The following is a 17,208-nucleotide window of genomic DNA, read 5'->3' as shown; positions in this document are numbered from 1 at the left end:
GGGGAGAAGCGGAAGCTGCACGCCGTATTTCTCCCTGATATTTTCTTTTGAAAAAAGGCTTGTCAAATTTAGTGAGGTTTGATATACTCATTTTTGTTGTGACAAACACACAAACTTATCATCTGGCTCGTTGGTCAAGGGGTTAAGACACCTCCCTTTCACGGAGGTAACATGGGTTCGAATCCCATACGAGTCACCATAATCTTCTTCGATTGAAGGGATGAGAATTCCCTGGGTTCGATGAAGCCTCAATATGCGGTAGTGGTGGAATGGCAGACACGCTATCTTGAGGGGGTAGTGGGTGTATACCCGTGGAGGTTCGAGTCCTCTCTACCGCATAATTGCAATGAGCAGGAAACCCTTGATGATTCAAGGGTTTTTTGTTATATAAATAGAGCGTTTAGAATAGCGACTTGTCTCCGGATGAGTTGCTTTTTGTTGTTGTATGCGAGTTATTGTCATCCCACATTTAGGAAGGTATTTCCATTGATGGCGCCTTCATGTTCCTTTATACCTGCATATATATCAGAAAATCAACAGGAACGGGGGGGCTGCAATGAATTTTGTAATTCATAGAGATGAAGTGGTTCCACCTGAATAACACCCATGCGCCGCTGATTCTGGCCGGACTGAATAATACCTTCGGCGTATTCTTCATGACCCAGTTCATCCGCTCCTCTGTGCCTACCGAGGTCATCGAAAGCATGCGGATCGATGGCTGCTCGGAGCGGCCTTTCTCACCAGAATCGTAGTTCCGTTTTCCTGATGCCGGGCATCAGCCCTCTTGGGCTGATCGTAGAAGAATAGGCCGCCATTTTGGCGGCCTATTTGTTTTTTGAGTACTACAAAACTTGAGGTGAAGAAGTAAATTCCCGCAGGTATTTTAGTTTAATAGGACAATAGAATAGTTTTGGCGCAGTCATTATTCATAGTATTGAAGTCCTGGAGCAGAGAAGCCGGCAGTGGCTGATAACTAAATAAAAAAGTTTGACAGAGGTGTACTGAAGAATAAATACATTTTAAGTAAAAATATAAAACGGATGGTAAATGGTGTTGAGGTTGGGTTGAAAAAGTAAATATGCCGTTATGCATAATTCCGGTGCCTGCAGAAATGAGCAGCGTGGCTATGGAACTATATCTTTATACTCTGTTAATTTTAATGCGTTAAAGAGAATGGCAACTAATTAGGGATTAATGAACTATATTAACAATAAATGTTATGGAAAATATAAACTATTGTCGAGGATTACCGATAATGCTAAATATAAATCCCAAATTAATGAAATTTTATATTTTTTTATTAAAAATTTTAAATTAAATAAGCTTAGTAATCCAAAATTCCTATCCAGTGGTGATGAAAAAAATGAGCGTACAAGAAATGCTAACCAATCAGGTACAAAGAACCCCTAGAATTAAACCTGGCTACCCGGAAGGCGAACTGGCTCTGGAGGATCCTGCCAAGCCTTCGGGCAAACCGACCTTCTCCTGGCTGACCATTATTATTCCGCCGATCGGGATGATGCTGATTGCAATTTTCATGTCAACCTTGACCAGGTCGTATACGATGCTGATCTCGACGATGAGTATGACGTTTCTAACAGTTATGATCTCGGTGATGAATTACAAATCCAGTGTGAAGAAGCATCTGGAGCAAAATAAGAAGCTGGAGAAGAAATATCTGAATTATTTATTCCAAGTCCGCAATGAGCTGCAAAATGCTGCCAGTACGCAGCGTGAGGCTTATACATACATACATCCGGATATCTCCAGCTGTATTGAAATCGTCCGCGGCAGAAGCAAGCAGCTATGGGAGAGAACGGCAATTGAAGATGATTTCTTGAATATCCGGATCGGAGTGGGGATACAGCCCATTTCACTGGTACCTACATACAGCCCCAGAACCAAAGCAATCGACGACGATAATCCGCTTGAAGAAATCGCTGCCAAAATCTGCGAAGAAATGTATTTCGTAAGAGACATTCCTGTGTACATTCCGCTTAGCAATATTAATACGCTTGGCATATTCGGCAGAAAGCGGGAGGTTCGCGATTTTCTGAATGCAGCTATCGTTCATCTGACTACACATCAGGGCTACGATGACGTAAGAATCGTATGTGTGATGCAGCCTGAGGATCTGGAACACTGGGCATGGCTGAAATGGCTTCCCCATACATGGGACAAAGGCCGGAGATTTAGAAGTTTGGCTACGACCTCTTACGAAGCCTCCAATTTTGCCGATGAACTGCTCCCGGTCCTTAGAAAAAGAGAGGAAAGCGGCCAGAGCGGCTATGGCTTGCAGACGCTGCAGACCCCACATTATGTATTCCTGGTGTTTGCTCCTGAATTGTGGGATAGCACAGAAATGATGAAGGTTTTGCTGTCCAATAATTCTGTGCTTGGCGCGACGAGTATTTTTATCTCTGAGAAGATAGATGTTGCGCTGCCGCTGAACTGCCAGGCCATTCTTGAAATCAGGGACGGTAAAGGAATGGTCCGCAAAGATACGAAGCAGCTATTAAATCATTTAGCAGATCATTTTACAGTTGATTCTCTGGATAAGCAGCATTCAGAGTTTTTTGCCCGTTCGTTATCTCCGCTTAGAATCAAGGAGGGGCAAAATAACAGTTATATTCCGTCAATGGTCACCTTCATGGAGAGCTTTGAGGTAGAGCAGGTGGAGGAGCTGAATGTGCTACAGCGCTGGTCTAAGAATCAGGCCAACCGGACGCTGTCTATTCCCTTGGGACTCGGGGCGGGCGGGAAGTCCCTGCTGTTCGATATGCATGAAAAAAGCTACGGTCCGCATGGATTGGTTGCCGGAACCACCGGTTCAGGGAAGAGTGAGCTGCTACAATCCCTGCTGCTGGGTCTGGCGGTAAATTACCATCCTCATGAGGTTGCTTTTGTCCTGATTGACTACAAGGGCGGGGGAATGGCCAATGCGTTTCAGGGGCTACCCCATCTGGTAGGAACGATCACGAACCTGGGCGGCAACCAGATTAACCGCGCACTCGCATCCATCAAAAGCGAATTGCTGCGCAGACAACGGTTGTTCAGTGATGCCGGTGTAACCAGCATTGATAATTACATCATCCTGTACCGCAACAAGGAGGTCAGTCTTCCGTTGCCGCATCTGATCATAGTGGTGGATGAATTCGCGGAGCTGAAATCGGATCAGCCGGAATTCATGAAAGAGCTGGTCAGTGCGGCGCGGGTCGGAAGAAGCTTGGGTATCCACTTAATACTGGCAACCCAGAAGCCATCCGGAGTAGTCGATGAGCAGATTTGGAGTAACTCGCGTTTCAAGCTATGTCTGAAGGTGCAGACACCATCGGATAGCCAGGAAATGCTGAAACGCCCTGAAGCGGCAGAGATCAAAGAGAAGGGCCGCGGATATTTGCAGGTCGGCAATAATGAGGTCTTCACCCTATTCCAGTCCTCCTGGAGCGGAGCACCGTACGCTGGTGGTGATTCGGCGGGCGATGAAAGACCTCAGATGGATATTGTCACCCTGGGCGGTGAGCGGAGATCCCTGCTGCCGAAGGTGAAGAGTGGTGAAGGGGCTTCGCAACTAAGTGAGCTTCAGGCAGTGGTTAATCACATCGCTGCCCTTTCGGCCGAGCACTCCATCCGGGAGGCCTTCCAGTTGTGGCTTCCTCCGCTTCCGGAGACTCTCCTGCTTACGGAAGTGCTGGAGCCGCAGCAAATCTGGAATGGAGTCCACTGGCAGCAGCCAACGGATAATCTGACAGCAACCGTTGGGCGGGTAGATAACCCTGCAGATCAGGATCAATACAATCTGGACATTAATTTTAACCTGAATGGACATATGCTTGTGTACGGGGCGCCGAGCAGCGGCAAAACCATGCTTTTGAAGACCATTATTATGTCGCTTGCCCTGAAATATGATCCTGAATACGTGCATTTTTACATATTGGATTTCGGTACACGGACACTGGGTGTCTTTCATGAGCTGCCTCATCTGGGCGATATTATTTATCCTGAGGAGGAACAGAAGCTTGCTAAACTGATCAGCTGGCTGTTGTCCCAATTGGATGAACGCAAACGTAAATTCTCGCAGCTTGGCATTAGTAATCTGGTGTCTTACTGCGCAGCAACTGGTGACAAGGTTCCATACATTGTTATTCTCCTTGATAACTACACCGGATTTGCGGAAGCGTACGATGACCATGTATTAGATCTGGCGAAGCTGGTTCGTGAAGGCGGAAACTACGGGATTTATTTTGTATTTGCAGCCAATGCTGTCAGCTCCTATCCTTACCGGATCAGTCAGAATGTCAAGCAGGCTCTGGTGTTCCAAATGTCTGACAGGCTGGATTACAGCAGCATTTTGGGCCGAACGGACGGGATGGAGCCAACGAGTACTGTGGGACGCGGGCTGCTCAAAGATAACCGGATTCTGGAATTCCATACTGCACTTCCGGGGGAAGGCAGCTCAGATGATCAGGTTGCAGCCTCACTCCGCAGGATTAGTGCAGAGATGAAGGCTGTGGCCGGAGAGATTGAACCGGTAGGTATTGCCGTAATTCCGGATAAGCTTTCGCTGGAAGAGCTTCTGGAGTGCGCCTCCAAGGCGCAACCGGAGGATGGAGAATATCTTGTACCGGTAGGGTTGGATTGGAATACCACACTTCCGGCAGCGATCAATATCAAGCATGTCAGTAACTTTGTTGTATCGTACACCGGCTTGCAGCAGGTGGATTTCAGGTTCAACTCATTAGTGCAAACTTTTCATGATTCGGCAGACCAGGTCACTAAGGAATTCTATCTGCTCGACAGCGGTGTGGCCAACTTGGCGGGCCTGAGGGCCAACCCTGTGCTTACCCGTTATATGGACACGGCTGAAGCGTTCCTGGAACTTACACAATCACTCATTGAACAGCTGCAGCTGCGAAAAAATGATGCCCGGCAGGCCTCTGCCGATTCTCCGGAGCCTGGGGCATTTGACGAAGCTGGTTATATCCTGTCCAAATACCCGCTTCTCGTAATTCTGATGCCGCATTTCAAATCAGCCTTTGATCTGATGGACAATGAATCCCTGGATCACCTAGAGCGGATTGCGAGATTTGGCGGCAGGCTGGGTGTGCTCCTGATGGTCGGCAGCAATGCTGTTGAGCTGAGTAAAATGCAATTAACCACTGAACTTGCGGGTGAACTGATTAACAGTGGAAATGCGCTGTTGTCGGGCGGAGCACCAAGCGATCACACGTGCTATGCTGGCGTGATGGAACACCTGGATTACGACGAGCTTAATAGGGGAATGGATGCCAGTGAGGCGATGCTGCTTACAGAAGGGGTAATCCGGCGGCTCAAAATGATAACAGAACTTTAGATAAGCAGGTGAAGGAAGCAATGAAACCAGCTCGTGAAGTGTTTGAATTGCATGCTCTGGAAATTATCTATCTGACGGCATTAACGGGAGGAAGTAGCTTTCCGGGACTGGATACGGATCTCAAGGCTGAGTCTGAGCGCAGTCTGCGTTCCCTTATGGATGCACAGATGAGATCGCTTGAAAGGAAAGGGTATCTGGAGACTGATTTTATGGGGAACGCGCAAGTGAAGGAAGGGCTTCATGAATTTATCCGTATCGCCTCAGGCAGTACGGCATATCTGTGTCAGATTATACAAAAGCATCAGCAGACGCTTAAGGTCTACTATTTCTTCCGGGACGGCACCTGGTTTGAGCTTGAACATCAGCCGGATGGCAGCAGCTATAAAGTGCAGGAAATTTATGCGTGGCATGAGCTGGTGTTCCAGGTAGTGAACAGAACCCCGTTAGTGCAAGGTCTGGGTAACTCAGAACAATTCCTTGCTGCAGATAAAGAGTCTGACCTGGAAAAATGGGTGGAAGAAATGCTGTTGGCCGGTGCATCAGTACTCTCTCTGGCGGAAATCCAATGCACTGAGGAGAAGGTACAAGTACAACGTGAACTGAATTTGCTGATACATGAAGATCATATGTCGCTGCTGCAACGCGGGACAGAGGAACGAGTCATGAGAACTCCTGTTCATTTTGCAGCAGCGGTAGAGGGATTAATAGCTTGGCTGCAAGAGACACATCGCTCAGAGGAGGCCGTATATGTCGACAGCATTAACAACATTTCAGTTTAAAGGCAAAGGAGAGAAGGAGCTCGATCTGGAGGTGTCGCTCTTCCTTACGGCGGGGGAATGTGTGGAGCTTCTGAAGCAGGCAAACTGGCTCCCCGATGATTGGGAATTTAAATGTGAGGTCAGCAGTACTGGAGAGGGATGGTCGGAGCTTGGACTGCAGGTGCTTCTGGCAGATGTAATTCAAGGAGACGGGTCAATTATCCGGATATTACCTTACTAAGCGGGTGAATTACCCGAGGAGGTTTCTTATGAAAAGCGTACATTTAGTTTGCTCACCTGAACTCATTATGCTTCTGTCAAGGGCTCTGGAGCATGAGGGCTACGTTATTTCAGGTAAGCACTCCACCTTACATAGCTTTATCAGCGGGTTCAGCAGTAAAGAGGTCGATCCTTCCTCAATCGTAATCATGGAGGGCGGAGCGGGTCTGGGTACACCGGTTAAGGCTGCTGATATTACCGGATTCATGACACTGATCCGCAAGTATCTCAAGCATACAAGACTGATTGTACAGCTGGACCCTGCGCTGCGTACAGATATTGAGTTCATCCGGTCTATGGTAAATATGAACATTCATGATCTGCAGTTCACCACCGAATTCCAGGGCGATGATCTGCTGAACTGGATTAAGGAAAAGAAAACAACAAGGGATTACTACCATATCCTAGGAAAGAAGAAGGGGCTTTTCTCCTTTAGAGGCCAATCGGCAGCAACTACCTCTGCTCCGGTAAGGGAAGAGCTTCCGCCCGCTCCCGTAAGAGCGGTCCAGTCGCTTACCCGCCCGCAGCCCGCAGCCGCTCCGCAAGCTCCGGCAGGTAACACCGGGAGGGCTGCCAATGCTGCGCGTCCAGCCACAGCGGCTACTGCAACAAGGTCAAGGCCTCCGGCAAGAACAGAGTCTCCGGCACCTTCCGTAACAGGAACGCTGGAAAGCCTGGAGCAATCCCTACCGTCTGAGGAGCAAACTCCGCCTGTAACGGGTCAGAGAATACTGGGCAGCAATGTTCCCCTCGTTATTGGGGTGTGCGGCGTTGGCGGGGAAGAGGATGTAGGTGCAGCTGCTTTTCTGGTTGCGGCAGGACTGGCTGAATTGGGCTGGAAGCCACTGGTCTGCGGAGATGACCGGCCGGAAATCGGCTCACTTGAACAGATTGTATTTAAAGGTGAGAAAGAAGACTCCGTGTCCACTATGTTTGAATATGAAGGCGTTACTTTTTACCGCCGCGGATATTCCTGGGATATGTCCGAGCTTCTGGCCAGCGGCTTCACACATATCATTCTTTGGCTCGATATTCACCGTGAACGGAAGGGGACTGGCGGGCTGGAGCTGTGGTGGAACTCACAAATTCCAATGATGATAGGCAACGGGGCTATGTGGAAATATGAACTGCTGAAAGAGAAGCTGAATACCCTGAACCCGTTTGAACGCAAGCGATGCAGACTGCTGCTGGAGAACGGGCATCAGGAAGTGCTGCAAGTGCTAAAGAAGGATTTCCCGGAAATTGAAGCAACATTGATGCCGGCGCATCAGGACCCGCTCTATCCGGATAAAGCGGCGGTCGCTTGGGTTATGAAGCTGTTGACCGTCCAGAAGAAGCTTATCCGTAAGCAAACGCTGTTCTGGATCATCGCAGGAACGGTATTATTTGTGACTTTGCTGTTAATAGGTATTGGTTTCTCATTTGTTCCGGAGAGCCGTTAATTCATAACTAGGAGGCTGCTATGAATTCAGGTTTGGTTAGAAGTTTGGCTTTTAATTGCCATCAGCTGCTGGCTCCTGCCCAGGAATGCAGCGACAAGATGAGTACTGCGATCGGAGGCGTATCTGATTACTGGGTAGATATGGGCGGTGAGGAGTTTAAGCAGCATTGCACAGAATGGATTAAGAAAATGAATCAATTCAAGGCCGCCATTGTCCAGATTGAATCGGAAATGATGAGTTATGCAACTGAATTACAGCGGACAGAAGAGGCGGAGGCTGCAAGAGTGAAGGAAGCACAGCGGCAAGCCAGTGAAAAGGCTGCGGCTGAAGCAGCAGCTGCAGCTGCAGCGAAAAAGACAGGGAAAATCAAATAGCAGTAGAAATGAGGTCATGAAGTGGCAGTACGCAAGCGGAAAAAAATGTTGAGATACACGATAATTTCAGGTTGTCTTGTTGCCGTCGCAACATCCGGGGTATGGTTCGCAACCTACCGTCACTACAATGCCAGGCTAATTGATGAGCGGGCCGCTTATGAAGCACAACTGGCGGATAAGGATGATGTCCTGCAGCGGTATATGGACCAGTCCCAGACAGCCTATGTTCTCGTCTCCGCCAAGCTTGCCGGTGAGGCAATTACCGCAGAGGATGTAATGGCAGAGAAGCTTCCCAAATTCTCTTCTCCGGACAATCTGATCGGCGATTCCAAGGGGATCGTCGGCAAATACCTGAAGATCAATGCCATGCCGGGGACAGCGGTAACTACTGAGATGGTGCGTGATGAGGCGAGACTTGAGCCTTCGGAACGTAAGGAAGAGACAGAGTATATCAAGCTTCCGCTGCGGCTGACCAAACGGGATGTTGTCGATATCCGAATCGTATTTCCTAACGGTGAGGATTACATAGTTGTTGGAAAGAAATCGCTCGAGGATGTTGATCTGGGGAATCAGTATACATTCTTCAACGATAGTGAAGAAGAAGCACAGCTGCTTCAGGCAGCCTTAGTGGATGCCTATATTAACAATGCTGAGCTGTATATGAAGCAGTATGTGGAGCCTGAGCTTCAGCCCGAGCCGGTAGTGAATTATGTGCCTAACCTGGATGTATTGAAAGTCATTAAAAGCAATCCCTTTATTATTGATCAGGCCAAGTGGAGCCTGGCTGAGGATCTGCGTAAAGAGCTGGAGAAACGGCTTGAAGCCCTTGAAGATGAAGATAACATACGTGTCGGGGCCGACGCCCCTAGCGGCAGTGGTGTGATTAAGCGGAAATCGGAGCAGGGAGCTGCAGCCGCTGAGGCTGCCCAAGTGGACAACAGCCAATCGGTTAACGGAATCATTGACCAGAGTAATCAGGCACCTGTGGATTCCAGCGCAGACCAGAGTTCGGCAGGCGGAACGAATACAGAAGCTACAGGCGAAGACAGTCTGCTGGAAGGAGAGTGACAGATTTGAATATTGTTGTCGCCGGAGATTGCGAGAAACATGATTTCATCCTGGTAGCCGCTATTCTGTTAAAAGGCTATTACAACAATGATGTCATGATCATTTCGGACAATCACAGGCATTATCAATATTTCGATGGAGAAGTATCCGGTATACAGATACGGAATGCTGAGCCGGATGTGGCTGACAGACCGGATATTGTCCTGTATGACTGGCATCATGGTTATCCGGAAGGACTGGAGGATGAGCAGATTGTGTTTGCAACCAGCTATGAGCGCCAGGCTATGGAACATGTGGATAAATTGCTGGATCAAAAGCATATGCCTGCCCTTCTGGTGGTTATCGAAGAGGAATGCGGGCTCGGACTGAAATATGTGGACCGGTATTACCCGGTAATCACCTCCAAGATTAGTTATATCACCAGCGCAGAGCGGAGAATTGACTGGGTTCATGATGGACGGGTGAATCTTAAGGTGGATAAGGATTTTGCCGGGGCTGTAAATGATTTTTTAATTGAAATCGGCAATGTGCCTAAGAATGACATCAAGAAACTATGGCAGTATGCGAGGAAACGGGGGGAGTAAAGGTGCTGGTAGCGTTTTGGGGGCCTGCCCGAGGGCAGGGGAGAACAACTTCAAATATGGCCGTTGTGGCGGCAACGATTGCACTGGATCATCATATCCGGGTGCTGATGACGCACACGCATTTGAAGCAAGGGGTACTTGAGTACGTATTCTCTCAGACGAGGGCGGCTGCTCAGGCGGCGACTTCCGGGGGGATGGATGCCATTGAGCGGCTGGTGCAGTGCGGGATGCTTACCCCCGAGGGGATAAGAGATCATGCGGAATCTATTCTTAAAGACCGCCTGGAGCTGTTAAGCGGATCTTTGAATACAGAGAAGCACACGGCCAAGCTGTTGCTTCCGCATATTTTCAAAGATTACAGAAGATTTTATGATTTGCTGTTTGTGGACCTCTCCGCCGAAGATGACCCGGAAGTGGTATCACTGGTAATGGAGCAGGCGGATCTGGTTGTTGTGAATCTGAGCCAAAATCAGGTGAGCCTGAACACCTACTTTGAGACAAGCGGAAGATCGCCTGTGCCGGGCCACAAGCAAGTACTCTATTGCCTGGGTGCCTACGAGCGCACCGCAAGGATGAATAAGGAAAGAATTATTAAACAATACCGGCTGGGAAAATCTGCTGTCGGCATAGTTCCTTATCATACCGGTTTCATGGATGCACAGAATGAGCGCCGGACTGTGCCGTTCCTGCTGAAAGCAAGGGAGGCCAGAACCCGTTTCCTGGAATTTAGTGAAGACGGATCTTTCACTGCTGCAGTGCGCGGGATGGGCCAGCTTATTCTTCAGACGCTGGAAATATCCGCCTTGCCTGAATTGGAAGCTGCAAATGATTAATCTTATCCTGATATTCATAGTCCTGATTATTATTGGAGTATTCCTGTTCTTATGGCTGGGCAGACGTAAAAACTCGGCTCCGCCATCCGTGCAGCTGAAATACGATATGAATGAAATCGTGCTGTTTCTGAGACGTGCGTTCGAGGAGATTATCGCCTCTTCCCTCTATGAAGGCAGTCCGAGCGAAGAAGAATATAACCGCCGCAAAGCACGGCGCAGAGAATTGCAGAAGGCGCTTAGAAGCTGCATGCATGGTGATTTATCAGCCAAGAAATATGTCAAGCTGTACATGAAGGATCTGCTGGTGCAGACCTATGGTCTGGATGAAGGAAATGTGGACAAGATCATCAGCTTCGGCCATGCGGGCCGTCTGACTTCACAGGATTGCTTCGATATCCTGCTCCATGTCTTCAAGAAAGATCACGGGCAGGATGCCTTTAATGTAATGGTAAGCAAATATAGTCTGGATACTCTGCAAAGACTGCCTGACGGTTCCCGGGGATACAAGATTACAGAAGAGCAGATCCGCCACATCTATCAATCGGAGCAGCCGAGATTGTCCATGCAGGACAAGATTGAAATTATTGTACAACGGGCCTATCAAATTTATAAAGGTCTTGGGGTCATTGATGAGCTGCGGGATCAGAATATCGACGGTGTGAATGGCGGAACAAGCGGGATGCCCCCGGATGTCGTGCAGACCACTGATTTTCTGGAATACACCAAACAGCAGCATTTCATTCCGCAATCCTATGATGCGGTATGGACGTTCTACCGGGGGAAATCGCTTCATCTGGAATTCTTGAGCTTCGGTTCCGAGAAGGAGCTGAAGCGGGTCTGCCAGAACATTTACGGCTTCGGCAATCCAGGCCAGCTGAATGAATCCAAGGGTTATATCATCAACGATATGGCTGACGGCAGCCGTGTCGTGGTGGTGAGGCCCAAAATGGCCGAGAGCTGGGCGTTCTTTGTCCGCAAATTCAATGATTCACTGGTAGAACTGGACCAGCAGATCAAAGATCAGGGTGCGCCGCTTGCTATTCATATGCTGGTCTACCTCATCCTTGGTCATCAGGTAACTGCAATTACAGGAAGACAGGGATCGGGTAAAACAACGCTGCTCAAAGCGCTAATCAAATATATTGATGCGAAGAATATCCGGATTCAGGAGACCTCTTTTGAAATTTGGGCGAGAAAAATGTATCCGGGTAAAAATATCCTTTCTTTTCGGGAAACGCCCTCGGTCAGCGGTCAGGACGGGCTGGATGTACAAAAGAAAACAGATGGTGCGGTTAACATTGTCGGCGAAGCCGCCACTCACAGTGTGGTCAGTTATGTCATTCAGGCAGCCCAGGTGGCCTCTGAGTATACCTTGTTCACCCATCACGGCAAAACACTGGCGAATCTCGTCAGTGCACTCCGCAACAGCCTGATTGCCTCGGGAGCGTTCAGCAATGAGAAAATTGCCGAAGTGCAAGTGGTTGAGGCGCTGGGCTTCAACGTCCATCTGGTGCTCAGAGCCGGCAAACGTTACATTGAGCGGATTACGGAGATTATTCCGGCCGACCCTCAGTTCGAATATCCGCGGAGTTACGCGGAGCGGGCGGAAATTACGGACAAGCTGGATGCTTTTATGGATACCATGACCGAATATTTCGGGCGGATGACTGACCGGCGTTCTTATGATTACAAGGATATCATTGTCTGGGAAGCCGGAGAATACGTGGTCAAGCATCCAATCAGCAGCCGGAAAATTGATGAAATGCGTAAGAATATGGATGAGGATGATGCGGCGGAGTTCACTGCATTTATTGATAAGTACTGGGGGCAATCTGCATGAGTCTGCAAAATATAGTGCTGATTGTTCTCGTTACATCCGTCATCCTGCTGGCTCTCCTGCTTGTCCTGCTCAGCATTGTGCAGCGTAAGTTGAAGGGTACGCAATATCAGGAGCAAAGACGCCTCAAGGCATTGTTGCCTACACGTACCAAGGACAAAAGATGGCTGGAACAAGCTCATAAGACTTATCCGGTACTGGATGAACTTCCGGTCATCAAAAAACTGCTCCACCGGATGCGGTCCCGCCTCACCTTAATTCATGCCGGAAATGAAATTATGATCAGAAGCCGTGCAGCTGCACTGACTCTAATGATCGTTGCCTGTATTCTGCTGATCTCGCTGCTGTCCTTCCTATGGACTTCTTCCTGGGTCAGCCGTGCCACCATTATGCTGGTCTCCATTTATCTGGGAGGAATTCTAAGCGACCTCTTCATTGGCCGTCTGGCCAAGCAGATGCTGTATGACCAGTCTTCCATGATTCTGGATATCCGCCATGAATATCATCAGACACATATGGTGCAGGTCAGCCTGGAGAATTCTGCAGAGCGTTCCAAGCCTATGGTGGCTATGCATGCCAGACAGATTGCCAGCATTCTTGCAGCGGTGGACCCGGAAGATGAGCTGCAGCGGTATTATGAGGTTGCACCTAACCGGTATATGAAGCAATTGGCCGGAGTGAGCTACAAGATAGGTGAATATGGCGATGCGGATATTCATAAGGGCGAGCGCTCTATCTATCTGTCCATGCTTGGCAATATCAGAGAAGAGATCCATATGGATATCAACCGCCGTGAGCGGATTGACCGGTTGTTGTACGGGATTGTCTTTGTAGCGGTGTCACCGGTATTCATGCTGGACCCGATCCGTAAATGGGCAGAGAGCATGTTTCCGATTGTGACTAATTATTATAATTCCGCTTGGGGATTGTATTCACTGATTCTGCTGTACATTACGTTTATTGTATCGTTCGTTGCCTTGCGGATTCTGAAGGGTGTTGATGAGGATACGCAGGCTATTAAGGATGAAGGCAAGTGGTTAAACCGGCTATTGAAGAACAAGTGGGTCTACAGAGTAACGGACCGGATTACTCCGGAAGAGCATGAACCCGTCCACTTTAAGGTAGCGGGTGTTCTGAAGGATGCCAACTCCGGCCTCTCCCATCATGCCTACTATTTACAGAAGACTCTGGCTGCAGTGGGCATATTCCTGCTCGTAGTGATTATTCAGTTCTCTATCCATGCGAACATCAGGCATAACCTCCTCCATCCCAATGTACTGATTACGACTGGCGGGAATCAGACGGAATCCCAGAAGATGCTCAGTGAGGAACGTTATGCCTTCGAGCAGTCGCTGATCGGAGAGCTGGTAGCGAAAGATATTACACCGGATCAGATGCTGCTGTATATTCAGGAGCAGGCCGAGCATAAGCCGTTTCTTCAGTCCAGTCTGGACCAGAATGCCTATGCGCAGCAGCTGATGAACAGAGTGGAGCAATACCACCGGGAATATTACAAATGGTATGAGCTGCTGCTGGCATTTGGGCTGGCTGCGGCAGGCTTCTTCCTCCCGGATGCTTACCTGATTATCCGCACCCAGCTGCGGAAATGGGAAATGCAGAATGAGGTGGACGGCTTCAATACGCTGTCGATGATGCTGTCGCAATTTCCAAATATCAGCGTGTATGAAATTATAGAATGGCTGCATCGTTACAGTTATATCTTTGAGCGGCAGCTGCTGCGCTGCATGCTGGATTATGAAGCGGGAGGCTGGGATGCCATTGAGAAGCTGAAGGAGGATGCGCGTTTTGTTCCCCTGGAACGGCTGGCTGACCGCCTGCAGGTTGCTGCTGATCTGATTCCGGTAAAAAAAGCATTCGATGATATGGATGCCGAAAGAGCGTTCGCGATGGATCAGCGCAAGGAGCACTACGAGAAGGTAATCAGCAGGAAAAGTACACTGGGCAAAATGTTCGGGTTCTTGCCGATGCAGGCAACGTTCACCTTATATTTACTGCTTCCCTTCGTCTATATGGCCTTCCAGCAGCTGGGCGACCTGACTGTTGTGACCGGCAAAATGTGAAGGAGCTACAGGCATGGAGAATATAGCAAGCTTTTTGAAAACTACCATTTCGATTCTGATTACGCTGGCCATTATATCCTCCGGCCTGTTCCTGTGGGGGAAAACACAGCCTGTGGTTGAGCTTGCGAACAGCCAGGCAGCAGCACAGGCGAGGGCGTTGTCGGAGCAGCAATATTCCGCCTTCGACAATCAGCTGGTCAGCGGCTCGCAGATTCTTACGGCTTACCGCCGCTATGAGTCACAACCGGGCTTCTGCCTTTATGTTCAAAGAGCTTATGTCTACGGTCAGGATGCATCCAGGGAATTTAGTATGAATCCGAGCGGGGAGGGCTCCTGCCGTAATTTTAATTATTCGAACGGGGAGTTCAAGGAAGGCACCAGTTATAGCCGGACCGATGAGGATATTTCGGACGCATCCGGTTCGTATTACATAAGCCCCCAATCCAGGTACAGGGCTAAGCTGATCAAAGACAAGAACGAGCGGATTGCGGCTATTTATTTTCAGGCACAGTAGTGCTGTTGGACTGACAGTATAGAAGCAACCTTTCAATATAATGCGAGGAGGAGAACTTCATGGAAAATATTTCAACGGGTCTAAAATGGGTCATCGGCATTATCGTTACCATTCTAATCATCGCCGCAGGTGTAAGTATTTACCTGATCATTAACAACTACTTCATCCGCGCCCAGGAGCAGACGCTGGCTCAGACCCAGATGATTAATCAGGCAGAATTTAACAGCTACGACAACAAGGATGTATCCGGCCAGGATGTAATCAATGCGGCGATGCGGTATAAGGGGCGTCCGCAGTTTGCGATTAAAATTGAGACTGGGGAAAATACAGATGGGTTTTATGCGGAGAATACTTATGATACTTATTATATAGAGCCTGCAGAGGGTGGTGTAGTGGAATTATCAGATCCAGATGGGGGCCCAGAGCAAAGCGTATCTGAAATGCTGGACATAACAAATGATGATAATTGTACAGTCAATACACTTGGCCGGTTCAAATCTACTATTTACCGGGATCAGAATGATGAAGTCAGGCTGATTGTATTTACTCAGAACTAGAAACCAAGGTGAGGAGAGAATGTCATGGAGAATATTTCAACCGGGCTGAAATGGGTGATTGGTATTATTGTCACTATTCTGATCGTCGCAGCAGGAGTGAGTATTTATCTGGTGATTAATAATTACTTCATTCGCGCGCAAGAACAGACCTTGGCCCAGACCCAGATGATTAATCAGGCAGAGTTCAACAGCTATGATAATAAGGATGTCTCAGGACAGGATGTAATTAATGCCGCTATGAAATATAAGGGGCGGCCACAATTCTCCATTATTATAAAAACTGGAGTGAACAAAAAAGGATTTCATGCGAGTAATACATATGCCACCTATTATGCTCTCCCAACAAAGAAAGAAGATAAAGGAGAAACTGAAGTGCAGTTTCACTTTGGTGATAACTCAGGCCTTAAGGATTATAGTGTGTCCCAGATGCTGGATTTAAGCGATAACGATGTTCCCAATGATGATAATTGCAATGTAAACACACAGTCTGCATTTAAAGCTAACGTATTCAGGGACAAGAATGGTGAAGTCCGACTAATCGAATTTGATCAGAATAAAGCCGGCAAATGAAAACCGCTACCCAATTCCTGCTAACCCTATTTGCCTGGATCATGTTCGTAATTGGCGGCTTTACGTTTCTGCGCCTGGAAGCTGACAGCACTGTTCAGGCCAGTCGGCCGGAGCAGGCTACAGTTGCATTAGCCCCCTATACAGGGACCGGTGATTTGAAGAAAGTCTCAGGAGAGCAGCTAATCGGTATGATTCCTCAGGCACTCGAAGGGGATTACATTTTAGTGATAGACGGCATTGTATTTAATGAAGAAACAGACCTTGATGCAGTGGATCTGCGGGGAGTGCCTGGCGCTGCTTATGAGCTAAGGGTTACGCGGACTAATGAGATGGTTACGGAAATCTCTGCTGCCCGCTGAGAAAGGAGGAGCCGCATGGCAGATGCGCTAAAAGGTGTAATTATCGTGATTCTGCTGGCCTTTGTATTTGGAGTCTACCCGGCCTTCCGCCAATCAGAGGTAGTAGAGAGGAATACGAAGCTTGCAGCGAATGCGGCTGTGGTGGAGTTCGTAGATACGGTTCGTGCCAAAGGGTATGTGGATGTCGGAGATTATGAGAGGTTTCTTCATACGCTGGATGCTTCATATGCGGTATTCGATGTTCAAATGGAATACTTCAAAAAGAATCTGGAGCCTCTGTACACCAATCCTGATGATTATTCCACCTTCCAGAACAGCTTCAGTGTCAGGTATGACGGATATTTTAACAAGGATATATTGGGAATCCTGTATCCTGGATCAGCAGCTTCGCTTGCTGCAGATGCTCCCGGCAGAAGGTTCACCATGCATGTCGGTGATCTGTTCAATGTCCGGGTGGAATCCGCAGGGACGACACTGGCTTCGCGGATGCGGTCCATGTTATTCCATAGTGAGCTGATTCCGCTCAATTTGAAGTACGGGGGAATGGTGCGAAGTGAAGCCCCTTAGTGTAGTGCTTGTTTTTCTGATTCTGGTAATAC

At 48.5% G+C, this 17,208-nt stretch carries 16 protein-coding genes and 2 tRNA genes; all 18 read left to right on the top strand.

Annotated features, from left to right (window positions below):
* Positions 1 to 124: 124 nt before the first annotated feature.
* The 18 genes from MHI42_RS14125 to MHI42_RS14040 all read left to right on the top strand — a co-directional run bounded on the left by MHI42_RS14125 (position 125) and on the right by MHI42_RS14040 (position 17,176).
* A tRNA-Glu gene (locus MHI42_RS14125) sits at positions 125 to 199 on the top strand.
* Positions 200 to 255: 56 nt separating this feature from the next.
* A tRNA-Leu gene (locus MHI42_RS14120) sits at positions 256 to 338 on the top strand.
* Between the two features lie 240 nt (positions 339 to 578).
* Positions 579 to 752 carry a hypothetical protein gene (locus tag MHI42_RS14115; protein WP_342424202.1) on the top strand — a complete coding sequence of 58 codons (174 nt, stop codon included), beginning with the start codon at positions 579 to 581 and terminating at the stop codon, positions 750 to 752.
* Positions 753 to 1,363: 611 nt separating this feature from the next.
* The gene (gene essC, locus MHI42_RS14110; protein ID WP_342424201.1) at positions 1,364 to 5,353 is read left to right on the top strand and encodes a type VII secretion protein EssC; all 3,990 of its coding nucleotides are present in this window, start codon (positions 1,364 to 1,366) and stop codon (positions 5,351 to 5,353) included.
* Between the two features lie 20 nt (positions 5,354 to 5,373).
* Entirely contained in the window at positions 5,374 to 6,132 is a 759-nt protein-coding gene (locus tag MHI42_RS14105) for a hypothetical protein (RefSeq protein ID WP_342424200.1), read from the top strand.
* Entirely contained in the window at positions 6,101 to 6,352 is a 252-nt protein-coding gene (locus MHI42_RS14100) for a hypothetical protein (RefSeq protein ID WP_042134268.1), read from the top strand. The genes MHI42_RS14105 and MHI42_RS14100 overlap by 32 nt, the downstream gene beginning before the upstream one ends.
* 28 nt (positions 6,353 to 6,380) lie before the next feature.
* Entirely contained in the window at positions 6,381 to 7,832 is a 1,452-nt protein-coding gene (locus MHI42_RS14095; protein WP_342424199.1) for a hypothetical protein, read from the top strand.
* Positions 7,833 to 7,852: 20 nt separating this feature from the next.
* Entirely contained in the window at positions 7,853 to 8,206 is a 354-nt protein-coding gene (locus MHI42_RS14090; protein WP_342424198.1) for a hypothetical protein, read from the top strand.
* Between the two features lie 45 nt (positions 8,207 to 8,251).
* Positions 8,252 to 9,274 carry an SAF domain-containing protein gene (locus tag MHI42_RS14085; RefSeq protein WP_342424197.1) on the top strand — a complete coding sequence of 341 codons (1,023 nt, stop codon included), beginning with the start codon at positions 8,252 to 8,254 and terminating at the stop codon, positions 9,272 to 9,274.
* Positions 9,275 to 9,279: 5 nt separating this feature from the next.
* Positions 9,280 to 9,858, top strand: a complete 579-nt coding sequence (locus MHI42_RS14080) for a hypothetical protein (protein ID WP_342424196.1) — start codon at positions 9,280 to 9,282, stop codon at positions 9,856 to 9,858.
* Between the two features lie 2 nt (positions 9,859 to 9,860).
* On the top strand, positions 9,861 to 10,691 hold the full coding sequence (locus MHI42_RS14075) for a hypothetical protein (protein ID WP_342424195.1): 831 nt from the start codon (positions 9,861 to 9,863) through the stop codon (positions 10,689 to 10,691).
* On the top strand, positions 10,684 to 12,531 hold the full coding sequence (locus MHI42_RS14070; protein ID WP_039306340.1) for a Flp pilus assembly complex ATPase component TadA: 1,848 nt from the start codon (positions 10,684 to 10,686) through the stop codon (positions 12,529 to 12,531). Before MHI42_RS14075 ends, MHI42_RS14070 begins: the two co-directional genes overlap by 8 nt.
* Complete coding sequence (locus tag MHI42_RS14065) at positions 12,528 to 14,609, top strand: hypothetical protein (protein WP_342424194.1); 2,082 nt, start codon at positions 12,528 to 12,530, stop codon at positions 14,607 to 14,609. Before MHI42_RS14070 ends, MHI42_RS14065 begins: the two co-directional genes overlap by 4 nt.
* Before the next feature lie 13 nt (positions 14,610 to 14,622).
* Positions 14,623 to 15,123, top strand: coding sequence for a hypothetical protein (locus MHI42_RS14060; RefSeq protein ID WP_342424193.1), 501 nt, complete (start codon positions 14,623 to 14,625; stop codon positions 15,121 to 15,123).
* A gap of 59 nt (positions 15,124 to 15,182) precedes the next feature.
* Positions 15,183 to 15,680 carry a hypothetical protein gene (locus MHI42_RS14055; protein WP_342424192.1) on the top strand — a complete coding sequence of 166 codons (498 nt, stop codon included), beginning with the start codon at positions 15,183 to 15,185 and terminating at the stop codon, positions 15,678 to 15,680.
* Positions 15,681 to 15,704: 24 nt separating this feature from the next.
* A complete protein-coding gene (locus MHI42_RS14050) occupies positions 15,705 to 16,250 on the top strand; it encodes a hypothetical protein (protein WP_039306329.1) in 546 nt (181 codons plus the stop codon).
* Positions 16,247 to 16,609, top strand: a complete 363-nt coding sequence (locus tag MHI42_RS14045; RefSeq protein ID WP_342424191.1) for a hypothetical protein — start codon at positions 16,247 to 16,249, stop codon at positions 16,607 to 16,609. Before MHI42_RS14050 ends, MHI42_RS14045 begins: the two co-directional genes overlap by 4 nt.
* Before the next feature lie 15 nt (positions 16,610 to 16,624).
* A complete protein-coding gene (locus MHI42_RS14040) occupies positions 16,625 to 17,176 on the top strand; it encodes a hypothetical protein (RefSeq protein ID WP_342424190.1) in 552 nt (183 codons plus the stop codon).
* Positions 17,177 to 17,208 lie beyond the last annotated feature (32 nt).

The organism is Paenibacillus sp. FSL E2-0178, assembly GCF_038593005.1.
Classification (GTDB): domain Bacteria; phylum Bacillota; class Bacilli; order Paenibacillales; family Paenibacillaceae; genus Paenibacillus_AQ; species Paenibacillus_AQ phytohabitans.
This window is presented reverse-complemented; position numbering and strand designations above follow the sequence as displayed.

Coding starts and splice junctions, on each gene's coding strand:
- MHI42_RS14115 (WP_342424202.1), top strand. CDS start 579: ATGAAGTGGTTCCACCTGAATAACACCCATGCGCCGCTGATTCTGGCC.
- essC (WP_342424201.1), top strand. CDS start 1,364: ATGAGCGTACAAGAAATGCTAACCAATCAGGTACAAAGAACCCCTAGA.
- MHI42_RS14105 (WP_342424200.1), top strand. CDS start 5,374: ATGAAACCAGCTCGTGAAGTGTTTGAATTGCATGCTCTGGAAATTATC.
- MHI42_RS14100 (WP_042134268.1), top strand. CDS start 6,101: ATGTCGACAGCATTAACAACATTTCAGTTTAAAGGCAAAGGAGAGAAG.
- MHI42_RS14095 (WP_342424199.1), top strand. CDS start 6,381: ATGAAAAGCGTACATTTAGTTTGCTCACCTGAACTCATTATGCTTCTG.
- MHI42_RS14090 (WP_342424198.1), top strand. CDS start 7,853: ATGAATTCAGGTTTGGTTAGAAGTTTGGCTTTTAATTGCCATCAGCTG.
- MHI42_RS14085 (WP_342424197.1), top strand. CDS start 8,252: ATGTTGAGATACACGATAATTTCAGGTTGTCTTGTTGCCGTCGCAACA.
- MHI42_RS14070 (WP_039306340.1), top strand. CDS start 10,684: ATGATTAATCTTATCCTGATATTCATAGTCCTGATTATTATTGGAGTA.
- MHI42_RS14065 (WP_342424194.1), top strand. CDS start 12,528: ATGAGTCTGCAAAATATAGTGCTGATTGTTCTCGTTACATCCGTCATC.
- MHI42_RS14060 (WP_342424193.1), top strand. CDS start 14,623: ATGGAGAATATAGCAAGCTTTTTGAAAACTACCATTTCGATTCTGATT.
- MHI42_RS14055 (WP_342424192.1), top strand. CDS start 15,183: ATGGAAAATATTTCAACGGGTCTAAAATGGGTCATCGGCATTATCGTT.
- MHI42_RS14050 (WP_039306329.1), top strand. CDS start 15,705: ATGGAGAATATTTCAACCGGGCTGAAATGGGTGATTGGTATTATTGTC.
- MHI42_RS14045 (WP_342424191.1), top strand. CDS start 16,247: ATGAAAACCGCTACCCAATTCCTGCTAACCCTATTTGCCTGGATCATG.
- MHI42_RS14040 (WP_342424190.1), top strand. CDS start 16,625: ATGGCAGATGCGCTAAAAGGTGTAATTATCGTGATTCTGCTGGCCTTT.